Annotated in this window: 21 protein-coding genes and 1 other RNA gene; 13 read left to right on the top strand and 9 right to left on the bottom strand. The window is 61.1% G+C overall.

Annotated elements, in window-relative coordinates; all coding sequences use genetic code 11:
• Positions 1-140: 140 nt before the first annotated feature.
• The 3 genes from HS122_04625 to HS122_04615 all read left to right on the top strand — a co-directional run bounded on the left by HS122_04625 (position 141) and on the right by HS122_04615 (position 7,307).
• A complete protein-coding gene (locus HS122_04625) occupies positions 141-3,212 on the top strand; it encodes a TonB-dependent receptor (protein ID MBE7537675.1) in 3,072 nt (1,023 codons plus the stop codon).
• Positions 3,213-3,231: 19 nt separating this feature from the next.
• Positions 3,232-5,478 carry an exo-alpha-sialidase gene (locus HS122_04620; GenBank protein MBE7537674.1) on the top strand — a complete coding sequence of 749 codons (2,247 nt, stop codon included), beginning with the start codon at positions 3,232-3,234 and terminating at the stop codon, positions 5,476-5,478.
• A gap of 92 nt (positions 5,479-5,570) precedes the next feature.
• Positions 5,571-7,307, top strand: coding sequence for a hypothetical protein (locus HS122_04615; protein MBE7537673.1), 1,737 nt, complete (start codon positions 5,571-5,573; stop codon positions 7,305-7,307).
• 14 nt (positions 7,308-7,321) lie between these two features.
• Here HS122_04615 and HS122_04610 read toward each other — a convergent pair whose 3' ends face one another.
• On the bottom strand, positions 7,322-8,410 hold the full coding sequence (locus HS122_04610) for a substrate-binding domain-containing protein (GenBank protein MBE7537672.1): 1,089 nt from the start codon (positions 8,408-8,410) through the stop codon (positions 7,322-7,324).
• Positions 8,411-8,968: 558 nt separating this feature from the next.
• Between HS122_04610 and HS122_04605 the strand changes: the two genes are divergently transcribed.
• Together HS122_04605 and HS122_04600 are read left to right on the top strand one after the other, a co-directional pair.
• A complete protein-coding gene (locus HS122_04605) occupies positions 8,969-10,018 on the top strand; it encodes a hypothetical protein (GenBank protein ID MBE7537671.1) in 1,050 nt (349 codons plus the stop codon).
• A gap of 58 nt (positions 10,019-10,076) precedes the next feature.
• On the top strand, positions 10,077-11,228 hold the full coding sequence (locus tag HS122_04600) for an alpha-hydroxy-acid oxidizing protein (protein ID MBE7537670.1): 1,152 nt from the start codon (positions 10,077-10,079) through the stop codon (positions 11,226-11,228).
• Positions 11,229-11,291: 63 nt separating this feature from the next.
• Here the strand turns inward: HS122_04600 and HS122_04595 are convergent, their stop codons facing one another.
• Complete coding sequence (locus tag HS122_04595) at positions 11,292-12,107, bottom strand: 4-hydroxy-2-oxovalerate aldolase (GenBank protein MBE7537669.1); 816 nt, start codon at positions 12,105-12,107, stop codon at positions 11,292-11,294.
• Positions 12,108-12,485: 378 nt separating this feature from the next.
• Between HS122_04595 and HS122_04590 the strand changes: the two genes are divergently transcribed.
• From HS122_04590 to HS122_04565, 6 genes are all read left to right on the top strand, one after another.
• Complete coding sequence (locus tag HS122_04590; GenBank protein MBE7537668.1) at positions 12,486-13,745, top strand: MFS transporter; 1,260 nt, start codon at positions 12,486-12,488, stop codon at positions 13,743-13,745.
• A gap of 139 nt (positions 13,746-13,884) precedes the next feature.
• On the top strand, positions 13,885-15,234 hold the full coding sequence (locus HS122_04585; GenBank protein MBE7537667.1) for a neutral/alkaline non-lysosomal ceramidase N-terminal domain-containing protein: 1,350 nt from the start codon (positions 13,885-13,887) through the stop codon (positions 15,232-15,234).
• A gap of 15 nt (positions 15,235-15,249) precedes the next feature.
• On the top strand, positions 15,250-16,557 hold the full coding sequence (locus HS122_04580) for an FGGY-family carbohydrate kinase (protein ID MBE7537666.1): 1,308 nt from the start codon (positions 15,250-15,252) through the stop codon (positions 16,555-16,557).
• A gap of 538 nt (positions 16,558-17,095) precedes the next feature.
• Positions 17,096-17,365 carry a helix-turn-helix domain-containing protein gene (locus HS122_04575; protein MBE7537665.1) on the top strand — a complete coding sequence of 90 codons (270 nt, stop codon included), beginning with the start codon at positions 17,096-17,098 and terminating at the stop codon, positions 17,363-17,365.
• Positions 17,355-17,648 carry a hypothetical protein gene (locus HS122_04570; protein MBE7537664.1) on the top strand — a complete coding sequence of 98 codons (294 nt, stop codon included), beginning with the start codon at positions 17,355-17,357 and terminating at the stop codon, positions 17,646-17,648. Before HS122_04575 ends, HS122_04570 begins: the two co-directional genes overlap by 11 nt.
• A 21-nt stretch (positions 17,649-17,669) precedes the next feature.
• Positions 17,670-17,915, top strand: coding sequence for a hypothetical protein (locus HS122_04565; GenBank protein ID MBE7537663.1), 246 nt, complete (start codon positions 17,670-17,672; stop codon positions 17,913-17,915).
• Between the two features lie 292 nt (positions 17,916-18,207).
• Here HS122_04565 and ssrA read toward each other — a convergent pair.
• The 3 genes from ssrA to HS122_04550 all read right to left on the bottom strand — a co-directional run bounded on the left by ssrA (position 18,208) and on the right by HS122_04550 (position 21,098).
• Positions 18,208-18,561: a transfer-messenger RNA gene (gene ssrA, locus HS122_04560) on the bottom strand.
• Positions 18,562-18,996: 435 nt separating this feature from the next.
• Positions 18,997-19,431, bottom strand: coding sequence for a (deoxy)nucleoside triphosphate pyrophosphohydrolase (locus tag HS122_04555; protein ID MBE7537662.1), 435 nt, complete (start codon positions 19,429-19,431; stop codon positions 18,997-18,999).
• A gap of 83 nt (positions 19,432-19,514) precedes the next feature.
• On the bottom strand, positions 19,515-21,098 hold the full coding sequence (locus HS122_04550; protein MBE7537661.1) for a methyltransferase regulatory domain-containing protein: 1,584 nt from the start codon (positions 21,096-21,098) through the stop codon (positions 19,515-19,517).
• A gap of 119 nt (positions 21,099-21,217) precedes the next feature.
• Here HS122_04550 and HS122_04545 point away from each other — a divergent pair, with 119 nt between their 5' ends.
• On the top strand, positions 21,218-22,372 hold the full coding sequence (locus tag HS122_04545) for a 5-(carboxyamino)imidazole ribonucleotide synthase (GenBank protein MBE7537660.1): 1,155 nt from the start codon (positions 21,218-21,220) through the stop codon (positions 22,370-22,372).
• Between the two features lie 136 nt (positions 22,373-22,508).
• On the opposite strand, the gene rpsR is transcribed toward HS122_04545, so the two are convergent.
• Positions 22,509-22,703: a 30S ribosomal protein S18 gene (gene rpsR / locus HS122_04540; GenBank protein ID MBE7537659.1), complete on the bottom strand. Its 195-nt coding sequence runs from the start codon at positions 22,701-22,703 to the stop codon at positions 22,509-22,511.
• A 181-nt stretch (positions 22,704-22,884) separates the two neighbouring features.
• On the opposite strand from rpsR, the gene HS122_04535 reads away from it, so the two are divergent.
• Positions 22,885-24,717, top strand: coding sequence for a type IIA DNA topoisomerase subunit B (locus tag HS122_04535; protein MBE7537658.1), 1,833 nt, complete (start codon positions 22,885-22,887; stop codon positions 24,715-24,717).
• A gap of 13 nt (positions 24,718-24,730) precedes the next feature.
• Here HS122_04535 and HS122_04530 read toward each other — a convergent pair whose 3' ends face one another.
• The 3 genes from HS122_04530 to HS122_04520 all read right to left on the bottom strand — a co-directional run.
• A complete protein-coding gene (locus HS122_04530; protein MBE7537657.1) occupies positions 24,731-25,075 on the bottom strand; it encodes an HNH endonuclease in 345 nt (114 codons plus the stop codon).
• Positions 25,076-25,108: 33 nt separating this feature from the next.
• Positions 25,109-25,372, bottom strand: coding sequence for a hypothetical protein (locus HS122_04525; protein MBE7537656.1), 264 nt, complete (start codon positions 25,370-25,372; stop codon positions 25,109-25,111).
• An 83-nt stretch (positions 25,373-25,455) separates the two neighbouring features.
• On the bottom strand, positions 25,456-25,642 hold a 187-nt coding region (locus tag HS122_04520), incomplete at its 5' end, for a hypothetical protein (GenBank protein ID MBE7537655.1).

Here is a 25,642-nt window from a genome sequence, read left to right as displayed (position 1 = left end):
GCACGGCGTCTGAAAAGAACCAGCTGGACGTTTTTTTTGTCCAGTGGTTTTTCATGGAGGGAGATTCATTGCACAGTCATTGGTGGCCGCGCTGCGCCGGTTGTTGTCCCATCAGTCAACCGCAAACCCTGAATCATCGCATGAAACTGTTTTCCACAACACTTGCCCGCTCCGTGAGCGCCCTGACGTGGGGCCTCCTTGGCTGGATCCTCCCTGTCACCGCCCAGAGCACGGGTGTGATTGAAGGCCGCATCATCAACTTGGCCAGCGGCGATGCACTGGCCAGGGCGCAGGTGAGAATCCAGGGCACAAGTCTTGAGACACTCTCCAACGAAGCCGGCGAATATCGATTCGCCAATGTTGCGCCTGGCACCGCGAATGTGACGGCGAGCTACAGCGGGTTTGAACCGGCGACGCGCTCCACGGAGGTTGTTGCGGGCCGGACAGTCATGCTGGACTATTCTATGCGTCTGGTGGATTCGGGCGCCGGGGAAACGATCCACTTGGAGAAGTTCACCGTCACGGAGCAGGCATTGACTGCGGAAGCACTTGCGATCAACGAGCAGCGCGTGGCGGACAACATCAAGAATGTCGTGGCCTTCGAGGAGTTCGGCAACATGGGGGAAGGCAATCCCGGCGAGTTCCTGAAGTATGTGCCCGGTGTCTCCATCACCTTTGGACCGGCAATTGCGACGGAGATTGCAATTCGAGGCATGCCAGCCAACGGCACCCTTGTCCTCGAGGAAGGCAATGAGATTGCGTCATCGACCGGCGATCGAAGCTTTGAACTCACCGGCGCGGCCACCGGCAACATCGAGCGCATTGAGATCACGAAGTCCCCGACTCCCGACATGCCCGCCAACGCCATCGGCGGATCGATGAACATCATCGGCAAGAGCGGGTTCTCGAGTCGCCGGCCGCAACTGACATACAGCGCATTCTACACGGTGAACACCCTGCGCGACAATCCGAACACCGACACGCTGACGTTTCGGCGGAGGATCACCAACACCTCCCAGGCCTCGGCGCGTCCCATACAGCCCGGCCTTGATCTGACCTACAAACTGCCGGTCAATCAATCTTTCGCCCTCACGGTCAGTGCGTCGGCCAGCAAGCGGTACTATGACATGGACTACGACACCACGACGTGGAATCACACCAAGCTGGTGGCGGTCAGCTACGTGAAAAACAACACGATTCAGCTCTACGACAAGAAGCTGCTCTCGCTCGCGGCCGACTGGAAAGTGTCGAAGAGCGACACGCTTCGCGCAAAGGTGCAGTATTCATCCGAGGACTCCTTCACCACGCAGAATCCCTTTACGATGAACTTCAGCACCGGTGTCACCGGCGACGCCGATGCGATTCGAACCAACGGCGCCACAGGCGTTGTCACTCCGGGTGCCGCCAATTTCGACTTCTACCGTACAACAGTCAATTCCTCGATCACCTACGCCCACAAAGGTGACGTGTGGAATTTTGACGCCAGCGCCTCCCATTCACGGAGCGGCCGTGAGCGTCGCGACATGGAGGACGGGTTCTTCAACACGATCACGCAAAGCAACACCGCCGTGGCCATGCAGGCGACCGGCATCAGCAGAATTCACGACGGTCTGTTGCCGCGAATCGTGGCGACCAAGGGCGGAGCGGTGATAAATCCCTACGATGCCGGTGCCGTGCCCGTCACCGGAGCCACATCGACCACCTTGGATGTCGACACCAACCTCACGGCATTTCGTCTCAATGCAGGACGCTCGCTCAACACCCGGTTTCCGCTGGAGCTGAAGTTCGGCGGGAGCTATCTGGAGAATGCGATCGATTCGAAAACGGAAACCCGCGCATACACTCTGGCAGTGCCCGCGTCAGCAGGAGGCAACCTGGCCCGCAATCTGGGCCTGGTCAACGAGGCATACTCCGCCAACACGACCTATCACTTTTACGACGACGGCAGCGCGGCGCCGGTGTTCCGCAACAGCGCCTCGCGCCTCCACGACCTCTACCGGCGGAATCCGGAGTGGTTCACGCTCAACGAAGCGGCCAATTACACGACGCGCGTGAACGGTTCGAAGGAGCTGACTGAAACCATTGTCGCCGCCTACCTGCGCCTGGACGGACGCTTCATTGACAATCGTCTCCGCATCACCACCGGTGTTCGCTACGAGCACACCGGGGATGACGGAGCCGGGCCGTTGAACGACATCGTGGCCACCTACCAGCGTGATGCCAATGGCAACATCATACGCAACGCCGCAAACATGCCGGTGCGGATCGTGGGGTCCGCACTCACACTGGCCCAGTTGCAGTACAAGGAGCGCGGCTCGCACGCCAAACGATCGTATGAAGGTTATTATCCTAGCCTGAATGCATCCTACAACATCACACCGAATCTGATCACACGCTTTTCGTATGCCCGCACCATCAGTCGCCCGCCGGTCTCGATCATTGCGCCCGGCATCACCGTTGCGGCGCCGACTTTTGAATCCGGAAATCCCACGCCGAACTCCACAGTGACGGTCGGCAATCCCGGGCTGCGTCCGTGGGATTCGAACAGCTTTGACCTGACGCTGGAATACTATCAGCGAAAAGGAACGACGCTCACAGCCGCCGTATTTCGGAAGAACATCCGTGACTTCTATGCTCTGACCACCTCCGAGGCGACGCCAGAGCTGCTCGCCGAGTACGGCCTGCCCTCCGAGTTCATCAATTCGGACATCCGCACCTATTCGAATTTCGGAGCGGCCAACATCACAGGTTTCGAGTGGAGCATCCGCCATCAACTCACTTTCCTGCCGTCATGGAGCCGGGGATTGAGTCTCTTTGTCAACGGCACGCATCTGAGGATCAGTGGGCCGAACCAGGATGACTTTGAGGGGTTTTCGCGCCAGAACATCAACTGGGGTGTCAGTTTTGTCCGCCCCAGATTTCAGGCGAAAGTCAACGTCGCCATGGCCGAGGAGGTGCGGATCAACCGCGTCGCGGTCAGCGCCAATGTGCTGCCCGACATGTTCCGCTACGTGGCGCCGCAAACCCTGGTTGATCTGTCGTTCGAGTACCAGTTCTCCAAGAGGATCTCCCTCTACGCCAGCGTGCGAAACGCCCTGCAGAGCGACAAGCACACCCTGCTTATGGGAGATTTTACCCCCGAGTTCGCCCGCATCAGCGTGTCCCAGCGCGCAGGCAGCCTGGTGACTCTGGGGGTAAAGGGCGTGTTTTGAATCGATTGCTTCCCTGCTCATGGTGAGTCTCCTGAATGTCCCAAGGGTTCCAGAAGGCGTCCGAGCTTTGTTCGCGGGCGCAATCCTGACGTTTGGCTCCAGCCTTTCGAATGCGAATCCGACCACAGTCGTTTACGTGGCCAATGCGGAAAACTACACCGCTCCGCAGGTGCGCTATACCGGCAGACCCTGGATCGTCAGCCAGTCGGGCTACCTCGAAGGGACAGGCAGGGGACATCGCCTTCTCGGGCAGCCCGCGCCAGGCGAAGGGGACTTTGTCGTGAGTTTCAATCTTGGGCTGCCCCGAGGGGGACGAGAAAGCTCGGTCGTCATCGACTCGGTGAGCGAGATTGTCTTGCACGGCGAAACCGGGGCCTGGGAACTGCGGGGTCGCTTTTTCCGTGCCGGCGAAAAACCGATCCGAATCAACGCGCCGCGATTCAAGCCGGGAAACGAGTTTGCCCTCTCGGTCGAGCGGACTGCAGGCCGGGTGCGTGTGGTGGTGGACGGGAAGGAGATTTTTTCCGGGGCATGCGGCACCGAGGCGCTTTCAAGCGTCGGGCTTGATCCTGGAACGGGAGTGGTGCGTCTCAACACCTTCACGTCCTCGGGGAATATTTCCGAAGACACGGGGAGGTTGTTTGACAATCCCTTTGGGATGCAATTGCGGCCCAAGCCAGCCGGCGCTCGCGAGGTTTTCGCCCCGGTCATCGTGCGCGAGGCTCCCACGAACGAGTGTTCCATGGTCGAGCGGCAAGATGGCACGATGGAGATCTACCATGTGACGAAACCTGCCAGCGATTCCGTTTCGGTGACAGCCTCGCTCGATGGCGGGTTGACCTGGAGTGAGCCGCGGGTTGCATTCTCCATTCCCGGAAAGGCCTACTATGCGGTCAAGGCGGTGGAGGACCGCAATCATGACCTGCAGGTGGTCTATCATCTTCATGGCCAGGGCGAGGGTGGGTACAACGGCAGGCTCTACGAGGTTTATCACACGACCCAGAAGCACGGTCGGGAAGACTGGACGCCGGCGCAAAAAGTAGTTCCGGGTTACGTGGGATCCATTCGTGGACTGACGGCGCTGAAAAGCGGTCGCTTGCTGCTGGGTGTGGGCAGGGCTGTGCCAGGACGGGAAAAGGCTCCGGCCAGCGGCCCGGATTTCGGCTGGCATGAAACTTTGGTGTACTTCACGGATGACGGAGGGACAACCTGGCAGCGCTCTCCTGACGCGCTCAAGTTGGAACTCAGGAAGAAGTTTCCAACCCGCTATGGCGCGATCGAGCCGGTCATGATTGAAAAGTTGAACGGCAGCGTGTGGATGCTTGTGCGGGATCGGGGTGGCTGGCTGTGGGAATCACGATCGGCGGACGGCTCACGCTGGTCGACATTGCAGCCGACACGCTTCATCTCGTCGGATTCCCCGGCGGAATTGCTGCGGCTGCACGACGGCCGGATGGTGCTGCTGCTCAACGCGTGTCAGAACTGGGGCGATCCCGTCAGTTATGCTGCAGGAGGCCGCGAGGTGTTGCACGCTGCGATCAGTTCCGATGACGGGAAAACTTGGAGGGGGTTTCGCGAAGTTCTGCATGAAACCAATCTTGCTGCAGGTGGCGACCGTGGAACTGCCTACCCCTCGGCAGCGGAGACTCCCGATGGCAAGGTCGCGGTGGTGAGCGGACAGGGGCACAGCAAGCACGCTGTGTTCCTCTTTGATCCCGACTGGCTGGAGGAGGATGCGGTGAAGGACGACTTGACGGACGGACCGACCGGCTGGACCCAGTATGGGGACGAGCATCTTCGGGTGAGTGTCCTGGAGGGCGGGACCCGCGCACTGGCTATTCCCGTCAAGGCTTCCGGGCTCTGTGGCGCCTCTTGGAATTTCCCGATGGCCGCGAGCGGAGAGGTGGGTCTGAAGCTTCGCGTTCCGGCGGGAATCACTTCGCTGAAACTCAGTTTGAACGATCATTTCACCCGAATTGATGACGCGCAGGCGGCAGCCCATGCGGTCTATACTTGGGTCTTGCCGTTGGAAAAGTCCGCGGACGCGACCTGGACGGAGATCAAACTGAACTGGTGGAATGCGGATCAAGGGACTGGGCTTTCGGCGACAATGTCCGGAGGTCAGCAGACTTCGCTTGAGGCAAAGCGCTCCGCCGTTTTCGGAGTGAACTACCTGCGCGTTGAATTCACTGGCAGCGTGGATGCAGGCGAAGTGTTGATTGCCGATACCGCAGCGAGGACACTGGAAACAGCCAGCCGTGATTGAAGGCATTTTGGCTGTGCCTCGCGGATCATCCCACGCAACGCAGTCTCCCGGCCCGTATTGTCTGCCCACTGTCGAATGACCAACCTTCAGCAATGAAAAGCTTCCTCCATCGGGTGATTCCTCTTGCCCTCGTCCTGCAGGCCGCCGCGTCGGGTGCGCACGACCCGAGCCGCACGATCCCTGACTTCGGGATCATCTACAACGACGACGCGGATCTCTCCTATGTGGTTCCGGATCGGGCGCGATCGGAAGCCCTCCTGTGCGAAAACATCGCCGCCTTGGCGGACACGCCGGTGAAAACCCTGGTATACTGTCTCGGCATGGGGGGGGACCTGATGATCTACGCCACCAAGGTCGCGAGTCCGGTTGGCTGGCGCCACTCACCGGACGAGGTGAAGGATGCCTTCATGGCGATTCGGATGGAGAATGCGCGTGTCTGCATCGCGCAGGGAGCCGACGCGGTGCGCACTGCCGGCGAAGAGGCCAAGAGACTGGGGCTGTTCTTTATACCGAGCCTGCGGATGAATGACGCGCATTTCATGGCTCATCCAGACGAGCACGCAATGACCGGCGAGTTCTGGTTCAAGCATCGGAATGCCTACACCATCAAGGAGTCGCCCCTTCCTTTTCAGCCCGCCTACGGAAATCTGCTCGACTACTCCCATGCGGAGGTGCGGCAGCATCGTCTCGATACGGCATTCGAAGCCATCGAACGCAATCGGGATCTGATCGACGGATTCGAACTCGATTTCAACCGGTTCCAGGTGTTCTTTCCAAAGGGAAGAGCCAGCGAAGGTGCGCCGAAAATCACCGAGATGGTTCGGCAGGTGCGGGCGAGGCTGGACCAAGTGGCGCGCCAGCAGCGCCGGCCGCTTTACCTCTTTGTCCGGATTCCCCCGTCGCTGGCAGATTCCCGGTTCGCCGGTCTGGAGGTTGAGAAGTGGATCACCGAAAAGCTGGTGGATGTCGTGTCACCGGCGCAGATCATGACCCTCGCCGGAGACATGCCGATTCAAGATCTTCTGGAACTTGGCAGGAAACACGCGGTGAAGATATGTCCGTCGCTTTATCCGCGCACGAGTTGGCGACTTCCTTTTCCGGAGACGAGTGCAGGGGATCGCTATCAAGGTGCTCAAGTCAGCCGGGAGGCGACTCTGGATGAAATTCGGGCTGCCGCAGCCAATTACTTCGCGATGCGGGTGGACGGGTTCTACCTGTTCAATTTCTACAATGCGTTTGGATCGCTGCGTCCGCAGAGCGAGTCACTTTATCGCGTCTTCCGCGACCTGGCGCGACCGGAGAATCTCCGCGGGCAGCCGAAGGTGTATGTGGTGACCAAGTCGTACTACAGCGATGGTCCGGGCTCCTACGCCTACGGCAAGCAGCTGCCGGCCGGTCTCGCGCGCTCGGTGCCGTTGCTGCTGACGCTTCCGGTCGCGGAGAATCCGGCTGACACGGCGTTTCCCCTGAGGCAGTGCGAACTGAGGCTGGGGCTGCGAGGTGTTCCCGCGAATGCCGCCTTGGTGGTGACACTGAACGGAAAGGAAGTCTTCTCCGGCCCATTGTCGCGGGAGAATTCCTGGTCAACCGTCGAAATTCTCGGTGTGGCGCCCACGCAGAAGGATGCGGCAGAGCGCTATGTGCATGTGCCGCTGGACGGTCCTTACCTGGTCCGGAAAGGGGAGAATGCGATCACCGTGGCAATGCGCGGGGCCTCAAGTGTCGCAGCCCTGACCGACTGCGAATTGCGCTACGCGTACTACAACGACCTGGATGCATTGTGGCGGCGGCAGCCGACTCCGTTGAACGCCTCCAGTCGGGAGCGCTGACCCTCCGCATTCAATCAACGTGGAATGGAGAGCGTGCGAACGGTGTTTCCCTCGAAGAACTTTGGAACGAACAGGTTGGGCACAGGTGGCAGCGCGCCTTGGTTCACGAACCGGATCATCAGGCGGGACAGCCGTTGACCGTAGGCGTCGCCGGAGAACTCGTAGTGCGTGATCGCGGGGTGGGCGGTTTCAAACACGTACTCATGATCGCGCGCGATCAGGGAAACCGTGTCGGGCACGGAAATGCCGCGTTTCAGCAGGTAGATGATGACCGCAAAGGTGTGGAAGGGCTTTGCGACGAGCAATGCGGTGGGTGGGGCGGCCGATTTGAAGAGAAGGTCGAGCTTGGCGGAGATGTTGTGGGCGCTGCCATTGTGGTGGACCACGGTGGCCTGGGCTTCGCCGCGAGCGACGCGCGGCGCCATGGCTTCCAGAAAGCCTCTTTCGCTTGCGAGGTCGCCGGCCGCGCCGGAGTTGGGAACGACGAACGCGACGCGACGGTGGCCTTTGCGCAGCAGGAAACCGGCGGCATGCCGGCAGACGGCTCCATAGTCGACATCGAGCGAGGGCAGGCGGACGTCCGGATGACACGAGCCGAGGACCAGCGTTGGCACGGGTTGCCTTGAGCACCACAACTGGAGCTCCCTGCCGAGGGAGAGCAGGACGCAGCAGAAGACATTGTTTTCGCGCATGAACGTTTCCAGTTTTCGCTGCTGGGTGCGCGGGCTGCGGGACTGGCAGACGAGGACTTCGGTGGCAAATCCATGCTCAGCCAGGTGCGTGAGCATTTCGCCGATTCCCTGGTAGGCGGTCTGACCGACGCGGCTTACCGGCTCGGGGGTGACCAGAAGCACGAGCCGGCTTTGCCGGGATGCTTTCTGGTGGGGTCGAACAAGCACGCGGTTGCGCCGTCCCTGGTGGATCTCGATCAGGCCCTCCTTGGCCAGCAAATGGAGGGCGGCGCGGATGGTGGGGCGACTGATCTGAAAGGTTTCGCACAGGCGGCGCTCGCCAGGGAGCCAGCCTTCCCATGCGCCGTCGGCAATGGCGGTGCGCATGGCCGCGGCGGTCTGTGCGGACAGAGAAAGCCGCTTTGGAATCATGAAAGAGGGAGGGGGGCTGCTCATGGGCGCATTGCCGATTGTGAGAAATTCGGTGAACTGGACAATATCCAAGACCAGTGATTTGGCTTTGAAGACCGGAGAAGCCCGTTCGTCCTTGTGACATTTGCGATTGCTCCATCATGAATCCGGCGCCTCCCCATCAAGAAATCAAGCCGCACGGGACATTCGCAGCACCCAAGCCCCGCCTGGCGCGGTTCCGCCGCATCGCGACATGGCGATTTCCGAGGATGATGGGAGGACCTGGACCCAGCCGCGCGAGATCGCGAAGGGAGCGCGGGTCTCGTATCCTTACTTGCTCGAGCGACATCCTGGGGAACTTTGGATCACGTCCATGCAGGGCAGTCTTCGGACCAGAATCAGGGAGGCGGATCTGCTCAGGCCGTAAGTCCTAGCCTGTGATTTCCTAAAGCTGCAGTGAGCTCCATGCGCCATCCTTTTCGCCGTTTTCGAACTCTTTTGGATTTCGCCGCTGCCGCAGCGATGATGTTCGGTGCCCTGCCCATAGGGGGAAAATCCTTGGAGTATTCCACCACAATCATGCCTATCTCCAGAACATCTCAGACTTCAGTACCTTTTTCTCAGAATGCGGTGACGCCTTCCTGGCAGCAGTTGCCCTCCTATCCTCGGACGCGTGGCGTTGCGGGAATCCTCGCGGGGGTACATCGCGGCGTCTTGATTGCCGCGGGCGGAGCCAACTTTCCGGACCTGCCCCCGTGGGAGGGCGGAAAGAAGGCCTACTACGACGACATTCACGTGCTGCTGCCAGGGGAGAAGGAGTGGCGTGCCGCCGGGCGTCTGCCGGAGGCGCGTGGATATTCCGCTGCGGTGTCATTGCCGGATGGTGTGCTGCTGCTTGGAGGGGAGAATGCGGACCAGGTGTATGCAGATTCGCTCTGGTTGCGCTGGCTCGGGGATCGTGTGGAGGTGACTCCCGGACCGCGCCTGCCGGCGGCGACGACCAGTGCTGCGGCTGCGGTTCTTGATGGATCGGTCTATCTGGCGGCCGGCAACGCGGACGGCGCGCCACGATTGAGCCGCAAGGGATTCTGGCGTTGGGATCCGCGCCATCCTTCGGACGGGTGGGTTGAACTTGCACCATGGCCAGGTCCTTCACGAGCGATGGCGGTCATGGCGGTTTCGGGAGGGAGTCTCCATTTGTTTTCGGGTGGAGAACTCGCAATCGCCGATGACGGCAAGTCACGGCTCACGTATCTGCTGGACGCCTATCGCTACCGGGCGGACTCCGGCTGGGAGAGACTTGCGGACTTGCCGCATTCCACCCTGGCTTCGCCGTCTCCGGCGCCTGTGTCGGTCGACGGAAAACGGATCTTCCTGCTTGGGGGTGTCGACAACCGGCTCGCGGGCAAACAGCCGCGCGACACCCGCGTGCCGGACGGCATTCTGGTCTTCGATGTGACAACCGGCTCCTGGCACGAGTCCGCGGAACAGTGGCCGGACCCGGTCGTGACGACGCCGGCGGTGAAGTCAGGCGACCATTGGGTTTTTGTCTCCGGCGAAATCATGGCCGGTGTGCGCACGCCGCATGTCTGGCGCTGGAAGACTCCGGAGCAGGGTATGGGGCAATGATCCCACCGTGATTCCGCGGCTTGCAGTCGCGGTGCGCAGGTGCTTGGCTCGGAGCGCGATGGCCGAGATATTTGACTCCGAGGTTCCCTCCACCGAATTGCTGCGCGAGAAGGCTCGCCGCCGCATTCCGCGTTTCGCGTTTGAATATCTTGATGGAGGCTGTTTCTCGGAGATCAATCTGCGCCGGAACACGGATGAGATCCGGGAGGTGAGGCTGCGGCCCTACTACCTGCGGGATTTTCCCGGTGCGACGATGGAGACGGAGCTTTTCGGCGAGACCTATGCGGCGCCTTTTGGCGTTGCGCCCATCGGGCTGCAGGGGCTGATCTGGCCGCGCTCGGCGGAGTATCTCGCGGAGGCCGCAGTGGAGGGGAACATCCCCTTCATCCTGAGCACGGTGAGCACCGCGGGCATCGAGGAGATCGCGCAGCTCACCAAGGGTCGCTTCTGGTTTCAGCTTTACCATCCCGCGCAGGATGAATTGCGTGACAAGCTGCTGGAGCGCGCGGCGGCCGCGGGCTGCAAGGTGCTGGTGATCCTGGCGGACACGCCCACGTTTGCCTACCGCCCCAAGGAGATTCGGAACGGGCTTTCGATCCCGCCGCAGATGAATCTGCGCAATGTCGTGCAGATGTGCCTGCACCCCACCTGGTCCTTTTCTCAGCTCGGTGCGGGTGTGCCGGCGTTCAAGACGATGAAGCCGTATATTCCCAAGGGGCTGAACATGCGCCACCTGGGGTTGTTCATGAACCGGACGTTTTCGGGTCGCCTCACCGAGAAGAAGATCCGCGCGCTGCGCAGTCTCTGGAAGGGCAAACTCGTCATCAAGGGCGTGGTGAATTCGGAGGACGCGCAGCGGGCGATCGATCTCGGAGTAGATGGCATGATCGTTTCCAATCACGGCGGGCGGCAGCTGGATGCGGGCACCTCGACCATTCGTCCGCTGGCGGAGCTCGCGGAGAAATTCCACGGGAAGACGAAGCTGATGGCGGACAGCGGCTTTCGCGAGGGGCCGGACATCGCGGCCGCGCTCGCGAGCGGCGCGGACTTCGTGTTTCTTGGCCGCACGTTCATGTACGGTGTCGGCGCGCTCGGACGCAGGGGCGGCCCCCACACGATTCACATGCTCAAGCGCCAGCTCCAGCAGGTGATGGAGCAGGTCGGCTGCGCCAAGGTCGCGGATTTTCCGCAGCACCTGCTGCGCGACTGAGGTTTGCGCTCTGCCAAGGCCGGTGAACTGTTGAGGGCCGTCACCTTCCTCCTGCGTGCGTTCTCAGTACGGGCCGCTCTTGGCTGAAGATGGCTGTGTCGATGAGGAATCGAGCGCCTCTCTCATCACCTTGCCGTAGGCGGGGAGCATGGTGAGAATGGCGCCGAAGTCGCTTCCGTGATTGATGAGCCGCGCGCCTTTGGCGGCGATTCGGGCGACCTGCTCGGCGTTGCCGGCGGGGCGACCCCAGGCGATGCCGTGCCGGGCCGCAGCGGCGGCGACGGCGTCCTCCGCGGCGCACATCTCGGGATTGTTCCAGTCCATCGGGACATTGAGCCGCAGTGACAGATCTCCCGGGCCGAGAAAAAGCCCGTCAACTCCCTTGATGGCGGCAATGGCGTCAACGTTTGCGAGGGCGAGCGGTGACTCTATCTGCAGGATGAGGAAGGTCTCCTGGTTGGCCTCGGCGGGATAGTTGGTCGTTCCCTTGAGGTAGAAATCGTTGTCGAGGCCCGCGCCGTCGAGTCCGCGTCCGCCCAGGGGAGGAAACTTCACGGCTTGAACGAGTGCGGCGGCGTCCTCGGGGGTGTCGACCAGGGGCGCCATGAGTCCGGTGGCGCCGTTTTCCAGAAGGTGGTAGAGCTCGGACTTGTTGCGGCTGCCCGTGCGGACAATGCAGTCGATGTTGGCCAGATGGTGCAGCGCGATGATCCGCTGAAGTTCGCGTCGATCCCAGGTGTTGTGCTCCGTGTCGAGCCAGATGGCGTCGAAGCCGGCCCTGGCCGCGTGCAGCGGCATCATGGCCGAGGGATAGTACATGCAGGTGAAGCGGGCGACGAGGTTCTGTCGCAGACGCGAACGGATGAGTGAAGGGCGCATCGAGTGACTGGATTTTGTGGGAAGGCCGGAGTCTCGACCCGATTTCGCCCGGCGGCAAACCACCAAGTGGTGGACAGGCACAATGACCAGTTGGAGTGGCTTGAGACGGAGTCGGAGACGGGGGAGCGTGGACCGGCGGTGACGGTGCACGCATCGATTTTCCCCGATGAAAGAGAGATCTTTGTGCTTGGCGCAGGCGAAGGATGTCTGCTTGGTAGGCGTCCGCGTGACATCCCTGCGCCGGAAGGCAATTCATTCGATGACCCCGCAACCCGGCTTCCGGACGACGGCGGTCGGCCTTCAACTGGAGGATGGCGCTGGCACCTTGATCGCCGAAGGCCGGCGCTGAGATTTTTCAAACGGGCGGGATCATCACTCATGAATCAAAGCAATGCACTGCCGCCCCGAGCCTGGTTGATTGTCGCCACACTGTGGGTCGTCGGCTGCCTCAACTATCTGGATCGCGTGATGATCACGACGATGCGCACCTCGATCCTCGCGGAGATTCCGATGAGCGACGCCCAGTTCGGCCTGCTCACGTCGGTGTTTCTGATCGTCTATGCGGTGTGCAGTCCATTCGCGGGGTTTGTTGCGGATCGGTTCAGCCGCAGCCGCGTGATTCTCCTCAGTTTTGTCGCGTGGTCGGTCGTGACCTGGATGACCGCGCACGCGAAGACGTTCGACCAGCTGCTGCTCACCCGGGCTCTGATGGGTCTCAGCGAGGCCTGCTACATTCCCGCGGCGCTGGCTTTGATTGCGGATTACCACAGGACGACGACACGTTCGCTGGCGAACGGCATTCATTTGAGCGGAGTGATGGTGGGAAGCGGGCTGGGCGGACTGGGCGGATGGATTGCCGAGAGGCACGGATGGAGTCACGCCTTCATGATTTTTGGCCAGATTGGAATAGCCTATGCGGTGGTCCTTGTTATTGTCCTCCGGGATCGTCCGGCCCCTGCCGTGGAGTCCGGAGCGAGCGGTGCAGCGAAGCCTTCGGGAGCCGGCTCCGTGCGGCTGGGTGAGGCCGTTTCGAGTCTGATGAGCAATCGGTCCTTCCTGCTGTCGCTCGGCTACTGGAGCCTGATGGGCGTGACCGGCTGGGCGGTGGTCGGCTGGATGCCGACCTTCCTTGGCGAACGCTTCTCACTTGGGCAGGGCGAGGCGGGATTGACGGCGACAATCTATTTTCAGGTGGCCGCCCTGCTTGGTGTCATCCTTGGCGGAGCCTGGGCGGATCGATGGAGCCGGTCGCACGAGCTCGGCCCGATCTACGTGGTCATTGTCGGCGTGGCGGTCTCGGCGCCGTGTGTCTTTCTGATCTCGATCTCCAGCTCCCTCTGGATCGCGGTCGCCGGACTGCTGCTGGTGGGGCTGACAAAATCCTTCGCCGACGCCAACATGATGCCCATCCTCACGCTGGTCGCCGATCAGCGGTATCGGGCGACTGGATACGGCATTCTCAATCTGTGCGCCTGTGTCGTGGGAGGGGTGACGATCTACGCCGGGGGCCTGCTGCGCGATGCGAAGGTCGACGTGGCGCGGGTGTTTCAGTTCGGGGCCTTCTGCCTGCTGCTTTCGCTCGGAATCCTGCTTCTCCTGAAGAAGGCCGGGGTGTCCCGCCCCGCCCCGACGGATTGATGCGGACCTGCGCGGCTCGTTCCGCGGGGTGAGGAGGTGAATGTTAGCAAATGTGAGTCACCGGCTGATATGAACATACAATAACATTTGCTACAGTTGTTGCCGGGCTCATGATTGCGGGCCTCTCACCCATCGATCCATGCCGATTTCCGACTCCGCCAGAGAATTCCCGACTCCCTTCCGCGCGGGCGCCGCGGTGGTGGAAATCACGCCGGCCGGAAGCGTGTTCCTCTATGGTTATCCGCATGTCCGGCGGAACAGCACGGGCGTGCATGACCCGCTGGAGTGCGCGGCACTCTTTGTGGATTCGGGCGGGGGGCGCGCGCTTTTTCTGGCGAACGACCTGATTTTTTTCGACCGGGATCTGGTGGCGACAATGCGACGCCGCATTGCGTCGGTCACGGGCCTGCCCCCGGAGGCGGTGATGATTTCGGCGACGCACACGCATTCCGGGCCGGTGGTGGCCGACAATCTCAGCAATGCGGCTGATTCGATCGTGCCGCCCGCCGACGCTGTTTATCTGGAGTGGCTGACCGAGCGCATGGTCCTGGCTGCGAGGACGGCGGTGGAGCGGGCGGAGCCGGCGGAACTGGGATTGGTTGTCGCGAGGGCGGAGGGGGTGGGAACGAATCGCCATGATCCGGCGGGCCCGACTGATCCCGATGCGCCGGTTCTGCTCGCGCGGTCGCGGGCGACGGGCAAAGCGATCGCATGCATGGTGGTTTACGGCATGCATCCCACCGTGATGCACGAGGACTCCACGCTGATCAGCGCGGATTTCCCGGGGTTCACGCGGCGCTGGCTGCGGACGCATGTGCTTCCGGAGGCTTGCCCGGTGGTCTACCACCTCGGTGCAGCGGGGGATCAGAGTCCGCGGCATGTCACCCGGGCCAACACCTTCGCGGAGGCCCAGCGCATCGGAGAGAACCTGGGCCGGTGCATTGCGGCCGCATTGGAGAAAATCTCCCTCCATCCGACTGGAGAAGTCAGCGCCCGCCGGAGCTGGCTTGAGGTGAAACCGCGCTCGTTTCCGGGGGTGCGGGAGGCTCGTGAGGAGCTGAAGCGCAGCCGGGAAAAATACGAGCGGCTGCGGAGTTCGCAGGCCCCGAAGCAGACGGTGCGCACGGCCGAGTGCGATGTATTTGGCGCTGAGAAGACGGCTTTACTTGCCGAGGCGGCTGGGGATGGGAGGCTTGGCGATGCGGTGCGGTCCGCCTCACCGGCGGAGATCCAGTTGATCCGGATCGGCGAATGGCGGTTCATCGGATGGCCGGGAGAGTTTTTTGTTGAGCATGCCCTTGCGTTGAAGGCCGGGGCGCCCCGAAACACGTTCGTCATCACGCTGGCGAACGGCCAGCTTCAGGGATACATCGCCACGCCGCTGGCGGTTGAGAAGGCCTACTATGAGGCGACCAATGCGGTGTTCTCCGTGGAGAACGGCCCGCGCTTTGTCGAGGCGACGCTCGACCTGATTGCCGCGCCGCGTTGATGGCGCATTTTCCGCATGCCACTGCTCCTCGGCATAGACCTTGGCACCTCCTACCTGAAGGCCGGGGTGTTTGATCTCGCGGGTAATCTTCGCGGCCTTGGGCGCGTGGCGGCGGGGGTGGAGGAGCCGCGACCGGGCCGGCGGGAACTGGATGCGGCGATTTTTCTTTCCCGCCTGAGGGATGCGGTGACGCTGGCCATCCGCGAGGCGGGTGCGCGCAAGTCCGATGTTGTGGCGATTTCATACGGATCGCAGGCCAATACGTTTCTCCTCCTCGACGACGAAAACAGCGCGCTGACTCCGCTGATCTTCTGGAACGATCTTCGGGCGCACCCCCTGCCGGAAGAACTGCGCGAATTTGGAGTCTCCGATGAACGGCGAGGGCGCACGGGCCTTTGGGAGCTCGTGCCGGAGAGCGCGCCGGCGAAAGTGCGATGGCTGCAGCGGGAGGCGCCCGGGACCTGGCGGCGCTGCCGTTCCGTCATGACCGTGAGCGACTACCTCACATTTTTTCTGACCGGAGAAAGGGTGGGAGACGCAAGCACGGCGGCGCTCACGGGCCTCTACGACATCACGCAACGCGTGTGGTGGGAGGACGCCCTGGAGAGATTTGGGCTGACGGCTGCGCATATGTCGGTGCCGCTTCTTCCTGGGAGCAAAGCCGGCGTGCTCACGCCGGCGGCCGCGGGTCTCTTCGGACTCGAACCCGGAACCGTGGTGGCGGCGGGCGCGCTGGATCATCATGCGGCCGCGATCGGTTCAGGATTGGGATTTCACGTGGAGGCATCGTTGTCGAGCGGCACGGTGCTGGCGGCCATTGTGCTTGTGACAGGCGTTGCACCGATGCCGGAATGCATCTTTGGGCCCCATCCCGGCGAACCCGGATTCTATGCGCTCGCGTATGATCCCAATGGAGCCGGCAGACTCGAGGAGTACCAGAAGCGGTTTGCACCGGAAGTGCCGATGGGAGAGCTGATGGCTTGCCTGGAGAAGCCGGGCGGTGTGCTGGCTGCACAGCATGCGGGAAACCTGCGTCGTCAACTGAGGGAGATGGCGGAAACGGAAAAACTCCTGCTGGGAAGGATTTCACCGAACGGACTGTTTCGGCGGATCGCGGCAACGGGAGGCGGAGCGAAGAGTCCGGTTTCGCTTCAAATCATGGCGGATGTGTTTGGCGTGCCGGTGATGTCGACATCGCCCGAGCCCGCTTGCCTTGGCGCCGCTGCGCTCGCGGCGGTGGGTGCGGGTTTGTACGGCAATCTGGGTGCCGCACTGGCAAGGATGGTCCGACCCGCGCGGATCCTGGAGCCCTCGAAGGCATGAACGCGTCTCAGGCTGTGAACGCGGCCCTTCCCGTCAAAAAATTGGTGGAGGTGCCGGGAGTTGAATTCGATTCCCAAGCATTTTCCAATCACGACGATCTTCGAGAGAGAGCGACTTTTCAGCGGCGGAATCCAACTCTGCGACGAACTCGCGAAGTCAGGCCGCATTGCAGTCTGTGATCAACCTTCTTGGCGACGAAGTGATGAAGACGTTCAAAATCAATTATTTATTGAACTAATCGCTATTTTTATCGAAATACGTATTTAGCGGTTGCAGCGATAGTAGCGTTTGTAGCGAATGATTACTTGATTTGTTAGGCATCGTGCCGAATCTTTTGCGCATGCTCACCACCCAACAGAATCGCTTGGATCCCTCGATCGTTGACCGCAAGGTTCTCGACCGTTTGGTCGCCGCGTTTTCCCAGCCGGGTCATGTCGCCTTCGTTGATAAGCAGGGCAATCGCACTGAACTGCCAGAACCAATCTGCGCATACTTGATGCGCATCGCCCGAATGATGAGTGAGGGACGGGCGATCGTCATGTTGCCTGAGGACGAGACGTTCACGACTCAAGCGGCGGCTAATTTCCTTGGAATGTCGCGGCAGTTTTTTGTGAACCTCCTTGAAAGAGGGGAAATTCAGTTCCACCGGGTTGGCGCTCATAGGCGAGTCTACTTCAAGGATCTGTTGGATTTCCAAAAACGCCGGGACGCAGATCGGACGAAGACATTGGACAACTTGGCGGCGGAAGTGGAAAAGGCCGGGCACTCCTTCCCAAAACCCAAAGCAGGCCCGACCGATGCGGGCTGATTTCAAGGTCGTGCTGGACGCGTGCGTCCTGGCAAACTTTGGCGTCTGCGACCTCCTGTTGCGGCTTGCCGAGACGCCGCGGCTTTATCTGCCGCGTTGGAGCGAGGAAATCCTGCTGGAAACCGAACGCACCCATCTCAGTGAACTAGGCTGGCCACCGCACCTCGCCAAGAGCTACCAGACTGCGGTCAGGGCAGCTTTTCCTGAAGCAATGGTGACTGGCCACGAGGCACTGATCGACGCATGCCGAAACGATCTCAAGGACCGGCACCTGCTGGCCTGAGCAATCCAGTCACAAGCCGAAGTGATTGTGACTTTCAACCTGCGCGATTTCCCTGTCGAAGCTCTCGCGCCGTGGAATGTTCGCGTCCTGCACCCGCAGGACTACCTGCTCACGCTTTACTCGATGGATCCCGTGATCGTCCTTCACAAATTGGAGGCGATCGCGCGCAAACGCGGCCGGGCGGTGGAGGACCAGCTCATCGAACTTGGTCGGTTTGTGCCTGCACTTTCTCAACGTGTCCTGAGCGACCTTAGCGAAGCGACCTGAGCAAAGCTGACGGACTTCCGCATCGCCGACACCTTCACCGACAGTCTCGCGCGGCTGACTGGCGATGTGCAGAACGCCGTCAAGACGACAGCCTTCAACCTGCAGATGAATCAGGCGAGTCCGAGTTTGAACTTCCACAAATTGGACCGCGCGAGGGACCCAAACTTCTGGTAGGTTGGGTGTAGTTGAATCACCATACTATCCCAAGGTAGTCACTGGGATGGAAGGCGGTCGCTTGCCAGAATGTGCGTGCAAAACAAAAAGCCCGGGTCTTTCGACCCGGGCTTTCAATTGGTGGAGGTGCCGGGAGTTGAACCCGGGTGCCCCTGGCCTTCACGATCCGCGTCTACCTGTGTATCGCCATTTGGATTTCGCCTTCGACAAGTGATGGCGCGCGCGCGTCGTCGGCAAGGCTCTGGATGAAGATACGGTCTGCGCGTCAGAGACGACCACGCGAACTATGCCTGCTGTCGACGTGCGATCCGGCCAGCAGGCGTCGCCGGGCGCACGTGGCTGTCAATTAAGCAGCCAGGGGCATTTCTTCGATGTTGCCATTTATTGTTTTCGCGGGGGGATTTACGAGAGTCCCACGGCTCTCGACAGGCAGCGAAGCGCTCCAACCAAGGGTAGAATCCAGAACACCCCCAAAAGTCTTGGGTGAGTCTCGAATCGTGCCGATTCGGGCGCTGACTCAAAGAACAGGGGTCCAAGGTTGGTGGGAAGTGCGAGAAAAGCAAGCGGGTGAAATCCTGGCGGCGAGTTGGCATCCGGATGCCGGGCGTGACAAGAAGCGACGGTGGCAGAAGTCGGAGATCGGAGCGCCATCGGCGCGGGCCAAGCCAGCCTATGGCAACGCCATGGGTTTCTGGGAGTTAATGAGGACTTCGAGCCCTGAATGGGCGATCCAAGGCGTGGGCGTGACGGGGTTGGGCCGCCCTTTCAGGGCTCGCGCTTGATTTTGGAGACTGAAACCAGGGCGATGCCCTGGTCTGTTCTTGATGCGCCCCGTTGGGGCTGGAGAGAGAAGGCAGTATGCAGAGAACCGGACAACAGACAGGAACGCTTCATGCGGAGACGGCGGTCATCGATGCGGTGATCCTGGCCGCGCCGACAACCACTGGAGATAGTCATCGACGATGGGAAGATCCGCGGGAGCGAGGGACCTGGCGGCGAGATCCCGCGGCGCGACCCAGGCGATTGCGCTATGCTCGAGTGACCGGGGGGCCGGACTTCCGGAGGCGAGGCGGGCAACAAACGGAATCATTGCTACAGTCACCGCCCCGTAGGTGTGCGTCCGGATTGCAAGGGCGTGCACGAGGTCGATGTCGCATCCGAGTTCCTCCATGATTTCCCGCTTCAATGCGGATGGGTGGTCTTCGCCCGCCTCGACCTTTCCACCAGGAAATTCCCACAGGGAGCCGAGGTGCTTGTGCGCCGGGCGCTGTGCGATGAGCACGAGGCCGTCGCGCTCGATGAGGGCGCAAACCACAGGCACGGGGACCGCGTGTTCAGCCATTCCAGTTTCTGCGTTGATCCTGAACCCTTGGCGAAGGCTGGTTTGGGACGATTCTGGCGCGGCCTTACTTGGGAGCCGGCGTTCTACTCGGGCAGAACCATGGCAAGTTTTGGAAACTGATCGATGCAGGCCGTGACGCGGGGTGCGATCAAGGTCTCTATCTCGTCCACGTCGGTGATTGTTCTGCCGTGGTTCTGCACGGTAATTGCTCCCTGCGTGGCCTTTTCGGCCATGCCGCGAATGATCTCCTTCCGGTCGCGCGTGCCGTCCATCAACGACATGGCCTGGCGTGCAAAGGCGTCGAACTTGATCGACTGGTGACGGAGATTTGTGACGTGTCGCGGGTAGTTGAGTGCCTGATACCGCGCGAGCGGCGTCACGCGGGGCTTCTCTGGAAGTGTGGAGGCGATGCCCACGTGCGGCCAGGCGAGGCCTTCCACCATGCCGCGGCTCATGAGAATCAGGAGCTGGTCGCAGAGGATGACATGCTCCTGGATCGCCTGGGCGGTTTCCATGACGCCTGATGACCGGCCGAGGAGAAGGTTGCGGAGGGCGGCCAGGAGTTCGTTGAAGTGTAGATACTGGGGCACGGCGTTGTGCAGCGCGACAAGGGTGGCCTTCACCAGCGTGTTGTCGGAATTCACCGTCGCCTTTCCGACCTTGAAATGTTCAGTGACACCCGTCGCCAGGTTGACCTTTTCGCTCACGGGCTGAGCCCTTGTGCCGAACCACATTTCGCGCAGGAGGATCGGATTGATGTTCCGGTTGATGACGCTCTCCCTGGGAACGAGCAGGGTCATGCGGAAGGTCCGGTTGCGCAGGAAGTCCATGTACTGCTCCATCGCGATGATGTCGCCCGAGATCTTGTGAAGCGTCTCCTGGGTCTTTTGATCGAAGTTGGCCGGGAGGATCGAGCTGAGTTCGGGCTCGCCCAGGTACTGGAGCTGATGCCGGCGCGCCAGATTGTGGAAGTCGCGGAAGTAGAACGGAGAGTTGGTCTCCTCAAGGTATTCGTGAAGGATGTAGGAGTCGGTCCACTGCTCCATCTGCGCCAGCTCGGAACGAAGGAAATCGCCGTAGGGGTTGTTCTCGGTGGGGACATTGTCGGAGAGAAACTTGATGAGCGAGCGCGCCTGGCTCGCGCGGGTCGCCTCGTCGGGAAACTGGTTGGCGTGGTAGATCATCATGTCGCGCATGATTCCGCGCAGGCGCCATCCCGGCAGCGCGTTGTAGCTGATGTAGGCGATTCCGTCCGGGGTGAGCGCCTCCCGGCAGAGACTGAGGATGCGTTCCTGAACGGCGGGCGGCACCCAGCTCAGCACGCCATGCACGATGATGTAGTCGAACCGCATGCCCTTGCGGTCGAATTCCATGATGTCCCTGTGCTCAAGCGTGACGTTCGTCAGCCCCGCACCGTCGATAAGTTTCCGTCCCTCGGCGACCTGCCTTGAGGAGAGGTCGATGCCGACGAAGTTGCTTTCTGGGTACACTTGAGCCAGTGGAATCAGATTCGCGCCGTCAGCCGCCCCGAGTTCGAGTACGTTGCACCGTGCGGGATTTGTCGGAGTCAGGCCAAAGAGCCGTGCGATCGTCGCCAGTTTTACCGGATGACTCTGGGGAAAGGAGGAGCTCGTGTAGGCGATCTGATCGTAGGAGGTCAATGACATGGCCCATCAGCTATCAGCATGGTGCCGACAGACTCTAGCAAATTCGCTGCGTGCGAAGGCCGGCATCAAGGCGTGCTTGCCGGGGTCGGTTTCCCGGGTTCGAATCCCGGTTCTCTCCCATGATTCAACCTGGCAGCACACTTGGCGTCCTTGGCGGTGGACAACTGGGGCGCATGTTTGCGCAGGCGGCGCAGACGCTTGGCTATCGGGTGCATGTCTATGACCCTGCGCCTGACTGCCCGGCCAGTGCGGTCGCGAACCGCACCTTCACCGCGGACTATGAGAAGACCGATGAGCTCGCGGCGTTTGCGTCGAGCTGCGCGGTTGTGACCTACGAGTTTGAGAACATCCCCGTCGCCCCACTCTGGAAGATCGAGAATCTCACCCGGCTTCGGCCGAGTTCGAGCGTGCTGGAGATCTGTCAGAACCGGATGCGCGAGAAAACCTGGCTGAGGCAGTGCGGATTTCCGCACGTGGCTTTCGCCGAGGTTGAGGCCCACGGGGATCTTCCGGCAGCGGCGCGTCGGGTGGGATTGCCGGCGGTGGTGAAGACCGCGGACTTCGGATATGACGGCAAGGGGCAGAAGAAGCTCACGGACGATGCCTCGCTCGAGGCGGCCGCGACGGCCTTTGCGGGCCAGCGCGCGGTGATCGAGCGCTTCGTGGACTTCAAGTGCGAGCTGTCCGTGATTGTCGCGCGCAGCATCACGGGTGAGACGCGCGTGTTTCCGATCGCGGAGAACATACACACGCGGCACATCCTGGACTTCACCATCGTGCCGGCGCGCATAAATCCGGCCGTGGCGCGCGAGGCGGAGTCACTCGCTGTCGCGATTGCCGAGCGGCTGAACCTCGCGGGGCTTCTGGCGGTGGAGCTTTTTCTCACCGATCGAGGTGAACTCCTGGTGAATGAACTGGCGCCGCGTCCGCACAACAGCGGTCACTGGTCGATCGACGGCGCGCGCACGAGTCAGTTCGAACAGCATGTCCGCGCGATCTGCGGGCTGCCGCTTGGCGATCCGTCGGTGCGTGAGGCGTCCGTGATGGTGAACATCCTTGGCGATGCCTGGGTTTCCCCGGAGACCGGCCGGGTGACGGCCCCGAACTGGCCGGTGCTGCTTGAGCATCCGCGCGCGAAGCTTCACCTCTACGGAAAACACGAACCGCGCGTCGGGCGGAAGATGGGGCACTTCACCGTGACCGCGGACACTCCGGATGCGGCGCTTGAAAGCGCGCGTCTGCTAAAGGCGAAGCTGGTGGGGCTGGAACGTTGAATTGCGATTGGGCTCGGAGATGTTTCTCTTGCGGCAGCCTGCCTAGCTCCGCACGCAAGCTGACGGAATCCGGCGAAAACAAAAGCGCCGCCTGGTTCAGGCGGCGCTTCGAAAGTGGATCAATCGCTGCTTCGGCTCAGAGCGCGAGCAGGTTGTTGCGGGAATGCTTGATCGTGCGGGTGACGGCGCGCTGGTGCTTGGCCGAGAAGCCGGTGTACTTGCGCGGGAGGATCTTGCCCGTGTCGGTCACGTAACGCACCATCGCCTGGGGAGTCATGAAAGGAATCTCCGGAGGAGTGAGGCTGCGCTGGGTCTGTTCAGGTGTGCTCATGGAAAAAGGTCGCGTAATGAACCGATCGAGGGGCGCGCTGTCAACGGGCGAATTTCGCAAGTGTTCGGCCTGTCTTGACGGCTGTGTCTGAAAGCCGGTGGCATTAGATTTTACCAAAATGGCGCTTGCACCTGGGTGCGCAGGCCGGACTTTAGCGCGCACAGCTTTCCTCTGATCGTCCATGGCCACTGCCTATACTGAAGCCAGCATCAAGACACTATCTCCCTTGGAGCACATCCGCCTGCGCCCCGGAATGTACATCGGGCGGCTCGGAAACGGGACTCATGCGGAGGACGGCATTTATGTCCTGCTCAAGGAAACCATAGACAATTCCATCGACGAATTCACGATGGGATTCGGCAAGCGCATCGAGGTGGAGATATCGGACCGCACGGTGCGCGTGAGGGATTACGGGCGGGGCATTCCGCTCGGAAAGCTGATCGACTGCGTGTCGATCATCAACACCGGGGCGAAGTACGATTCGGAGACATTCCAGAAGGCCGTCGGTCTCAATGGCGTCGGCCAGAAGGCGGTCAACGCATTGTCGTTCCGCTACCGCGCGCAGGCTGTGCGTGAAGGCGAGACCAAGGTGGTGGATTTTGAGCAGGGCAAACTCAGGAAGGACAACCGGCTCGCGAAAACCGACGAAAAGAACGGGACGATCGTTGAGTTCACACCCGACGAAGCCCTCTTTGGGAAGGACTTCAAATTTCGCCCCGAGTTTGTGGAGGAAATGCTGTGGAACTACGCGTTCCTCAACCGCGGCCTGACGCTCAACTTCAACGGAAAGTCATTCCGATCCGAGAACGGACTCAAGGATCTGCTGGGCCGCAAGCTCACCGGAGAGACGCTTTATCCCATCGTCCACATCGAGGCGGACGACATCGAAGTCGCCATGACTCACGGCGGGCATTATGGCGAGGAGTACTATTCCTTCGTGAATGGCCAGCACACCACGATGGGAGGCACACACCTGGCGGCGTTTCGCGAGTCGCTCGTCCAGACGGTGCGCAATTTCTACAAGAAGGACTATGACGCGGCGGACATCCGCCAGTCGATCGTCGCGGCTGTCAGCATCCGCGTGATCGAGCCGGTGTTTGAGTCGCAGACAAAAACCAAGCTGGGTTCAAACGACATGGGACCCAAGGGCCCGTCGATCCGCCAGTTTGTCGGCAATTTCGTCCAGCAGCACCTCGACAACTGGCTGCATCGCAATCCGGAGGCCGCCGAAGCGTTCAAGCGGAAGATCGAGGAGAGCGAGCGCGAGCGCAAGGAGCTGTCCGGCATCCGCAATCTGGCGCGTGAGCGGGCGAAGAAGGCCTCGCTGCACAACCGCAAGCTGCGCGACTGCCGGGTGCATCTCGATTCGAAGGACAAACGCGCGGAGGAGAGCACGCTCTTCATCGTGGAGGGTGACAGCGCGGCGGGATCGCTGACAGCGTGCCGCGATGTGCAGACGCAGGCGGTTTTTGCGTTGAAGGGAAAACCGCTCAACACGTACGGGCTCACCAAGAAGGTGATCTATGAGAACGAGGAGTTTCATCTCCTTCAGAGCGCGCTCAACATCGAGGAAGGCCTCGATGGACTGCGCTACAATCGTGTTGTGATAGCTACCGATGCCGATGTCGACGGCATGCACATTCGCCTCCTGCTGCTTTCGTTTTTTCTTCAGTTCTTTCCCGAACTGATCGTGCAGGGTCACCTGCATATCCTGGAAACGCCGTTGTTTCGTGTTAGAAACAAAAAGGAGATCCACTATTGCTATTCAGAGGCCGAGAAGCAGGCGGCCCTGCACAAGCTCGGGCAGTCGGCCGAGATCACGCGCTTCAAGGGGCTTGGGGAGGTCTCTCCGAACGAATTCAAGGATTTCATCGGGGAAGGCATGCGTTCCGAACCCGTGAGCCTGGCGCAGCTCCATAGCAGCGATCAGTTGCTCAGTTTCTACATGGGCAAGAACACGCCCGAGCGCAAAGACTACATCATGGACAAGCTGGTCGTGCCGGTGGAGGAGTAATCCTCAACGTGGATTACGAACGGAGCGCGAGTTGATCCTCGGAATTCATGTTGAGAACGCGTATCGTCGTCCTGCCCACAGCCGTCCTGCCGACAACGTAAATCCCGCGCCACGCGAAGTGATCTTCCCACCGCTGCCCTCGCGGATGGAATAATTCCGTGACTTGATTCGTTTGCGGATCAATCCCCGTCAGGTTCGTTCCCTTGTGGAGATTACAGTCAATGCAAGCCAGCGCGAGATTGTCGAGATCATCGCTGCCGCCGTGAAATCTTGGAAGGACGTGTTCGACGTGAAGCGCCGCCAGCGGGGAATCGTCCTGACGCAGCTTGCAATACTCGCAACGATTGCCGGCGCGCACCCGGACGCGGGCTTTCGTTCACTCATCCATCGCTCAGGATTCCGAGCCGACCAATTGCCGTGCCTGCCGCTGAAGAATCGCGACGAACTTGTTCACGCGCACGTAACCCGCGTATTCCGCTTTCTCCGTTTCGGTGAGTTGGCCCCCGGTGGATTTGTCTGCCAATTCCTCAATGCGCGCTTGAAGCTTTGGGTCTGCGCGAAAGTTCACCACGGCCTCGGCTTTCTCCGGCAGGACGATTTGCAGCACCGGGCGAACGCCCCGATCAAAAGCTTCTGTTTCTGGTGTCGCAGTCACGGTCTGACTTTACCACATGCGTCCGTTGTTTGGCAATCGCCGCATCGGGCGGTGTCGGGCGGCCCAGCTGATGTAATTTCCCCTCAAACCTTCTCGCAACCGGCGAAGAGTTCGTTCCAATCGCAGCGAAGCACGGCACGCAGACGCGCCAGCGTTGGCAGGCTGGGAAAGTTGTCGCCGGCTTCGACGTTCTGAATGTAGTCTCCGTCCGGAAACGGGTGATTTTCGGAATGGTGACGGACGTCGGGTGTTGAACCGGGTGCGAGGCGG

Source organism: Opitutaceae bacterium (genome assembly GCA_015075305.1).
In the GTDB taxonomy this organism is placed as follows: Bacteria; Verrucomicrobiota; Verrucomicrobiia; order Opitutales; family Opitutaceae; genus UBA6669.
Note: the sequence above shows the minus strand (reverse complement) of the source record. Positions and strands in the feature narration are given on the sequence as shown.

Coding starts and splice junctions, on each gene's coding strand:
- HS122_04550 (MBE7537661.1), bottom strand. CDS start 21,098: ATGTCATTGACCTCCTACGATCAGATCGCCTACACGAGCTCCTCCTTT.
- HS122_04610 (MBE7537672.1), bottom strand. CDS start 8,410: ATGATTCCAAAGCGGCTTTCTCTGTCCGCACAGACCGCCGCGGCCATG.
- HS122_04575 (MBE7537665.1), top strand. CDS start 17,096: ATGTTGCCTGAGGACGAGACGTTCACGACTCAAGCGGCGGCTAATTTC.
- HS122_04600 (MBE7537670.1), top strand. CDS start 10,077: ATGGCCGAGATATTTGACTCCGAGGTTCCCTCCACCGAATTGCTGCGC.
- HS122_04570 (MBE7537664.1), top strand. CDS start 17,355: ATGCGGGCTGATTTCAAGGTCGTGCTGGACGCGTGCGTCCTGGCAAAC.
- rpsR (MBE7537659.1), bottom strand. CDS start 22,703: ATGAGCACACCTGAACAGACCCAGCGCAGCCTCACTCCTCCGGAGATT.
- HS122_04590 (MBE7537668.1), top strand. CDS start 12,486: ATGAATCAAAGCAATGCACTGCCGCCCCGAGCCTGGTTGATTGTCGCC.
- HS122_04585 (MBE7537667.1), top strand. CDS start 13,885: ATGCCGATTTCCGACTCCGCCAGAGAATTCCCGACTCCCTTCCGCGCG.
- HS122_04595 (MBE7537669.1), bottom strand. CDS start 12,107: ATGCGCCCTTCACTCATCCGTTCGCGTCTGCGACAGAACCTCGTCGCC.
- HS122_04555 (MBE7537662.1), bottom strand. CDS start 19,431: ATGGCTGAACACGCGGTCCCCGTGCCTGTGGTTTGCGCCCTCATCGAG.
- HS122_04580 (MBE7537666.1), top strand. CDS start 15,250: ATGCCACTGCTCCTCGGCATAGACCTTGGCACCTCCTACCTGAAGGCC.
- HS122_04615 (MBE7537673.1), top strand. CDS start 5,571: ATGAAAAGCTTCCTCCATCGGGTGATTCCTCTTGCCCTCGTCCTGCAG.
- HS122_04605 (MBE7537671.1), top strand. CDS start 8,969: ATGCCTATCTCCAGAACATCTCAGACTTCAGTACCTTTTTCTCAGAAT.
- HS122_04620 (MBE7537674.1), top strand. CDS start 3,232: ATGGTGAGTCTCCTGAATGTCCCAAGGGTTCCAGAAGGCGTCCGAGCT.
- HS122_04545 (MBE7537660.1), top strand. CDS start 21,218: ATGATTCAACCTGGCAGCACACTTGGCGTCCTTGGCGGTGGACAACTG.
- HS122_04625 (MBE7537675.1), top strand. CDS start 141: ATGAAACTGTTTTCCACAACACTTGCCCGCTCCGTGAGCGCCCTGACG.
- HS122_04535 (MBE7537658.1), top strand. CDS start 22,885: ATGGCCACTGCCTATACTGAAGCCAGCATCAAGACACTATCTCCCTTG.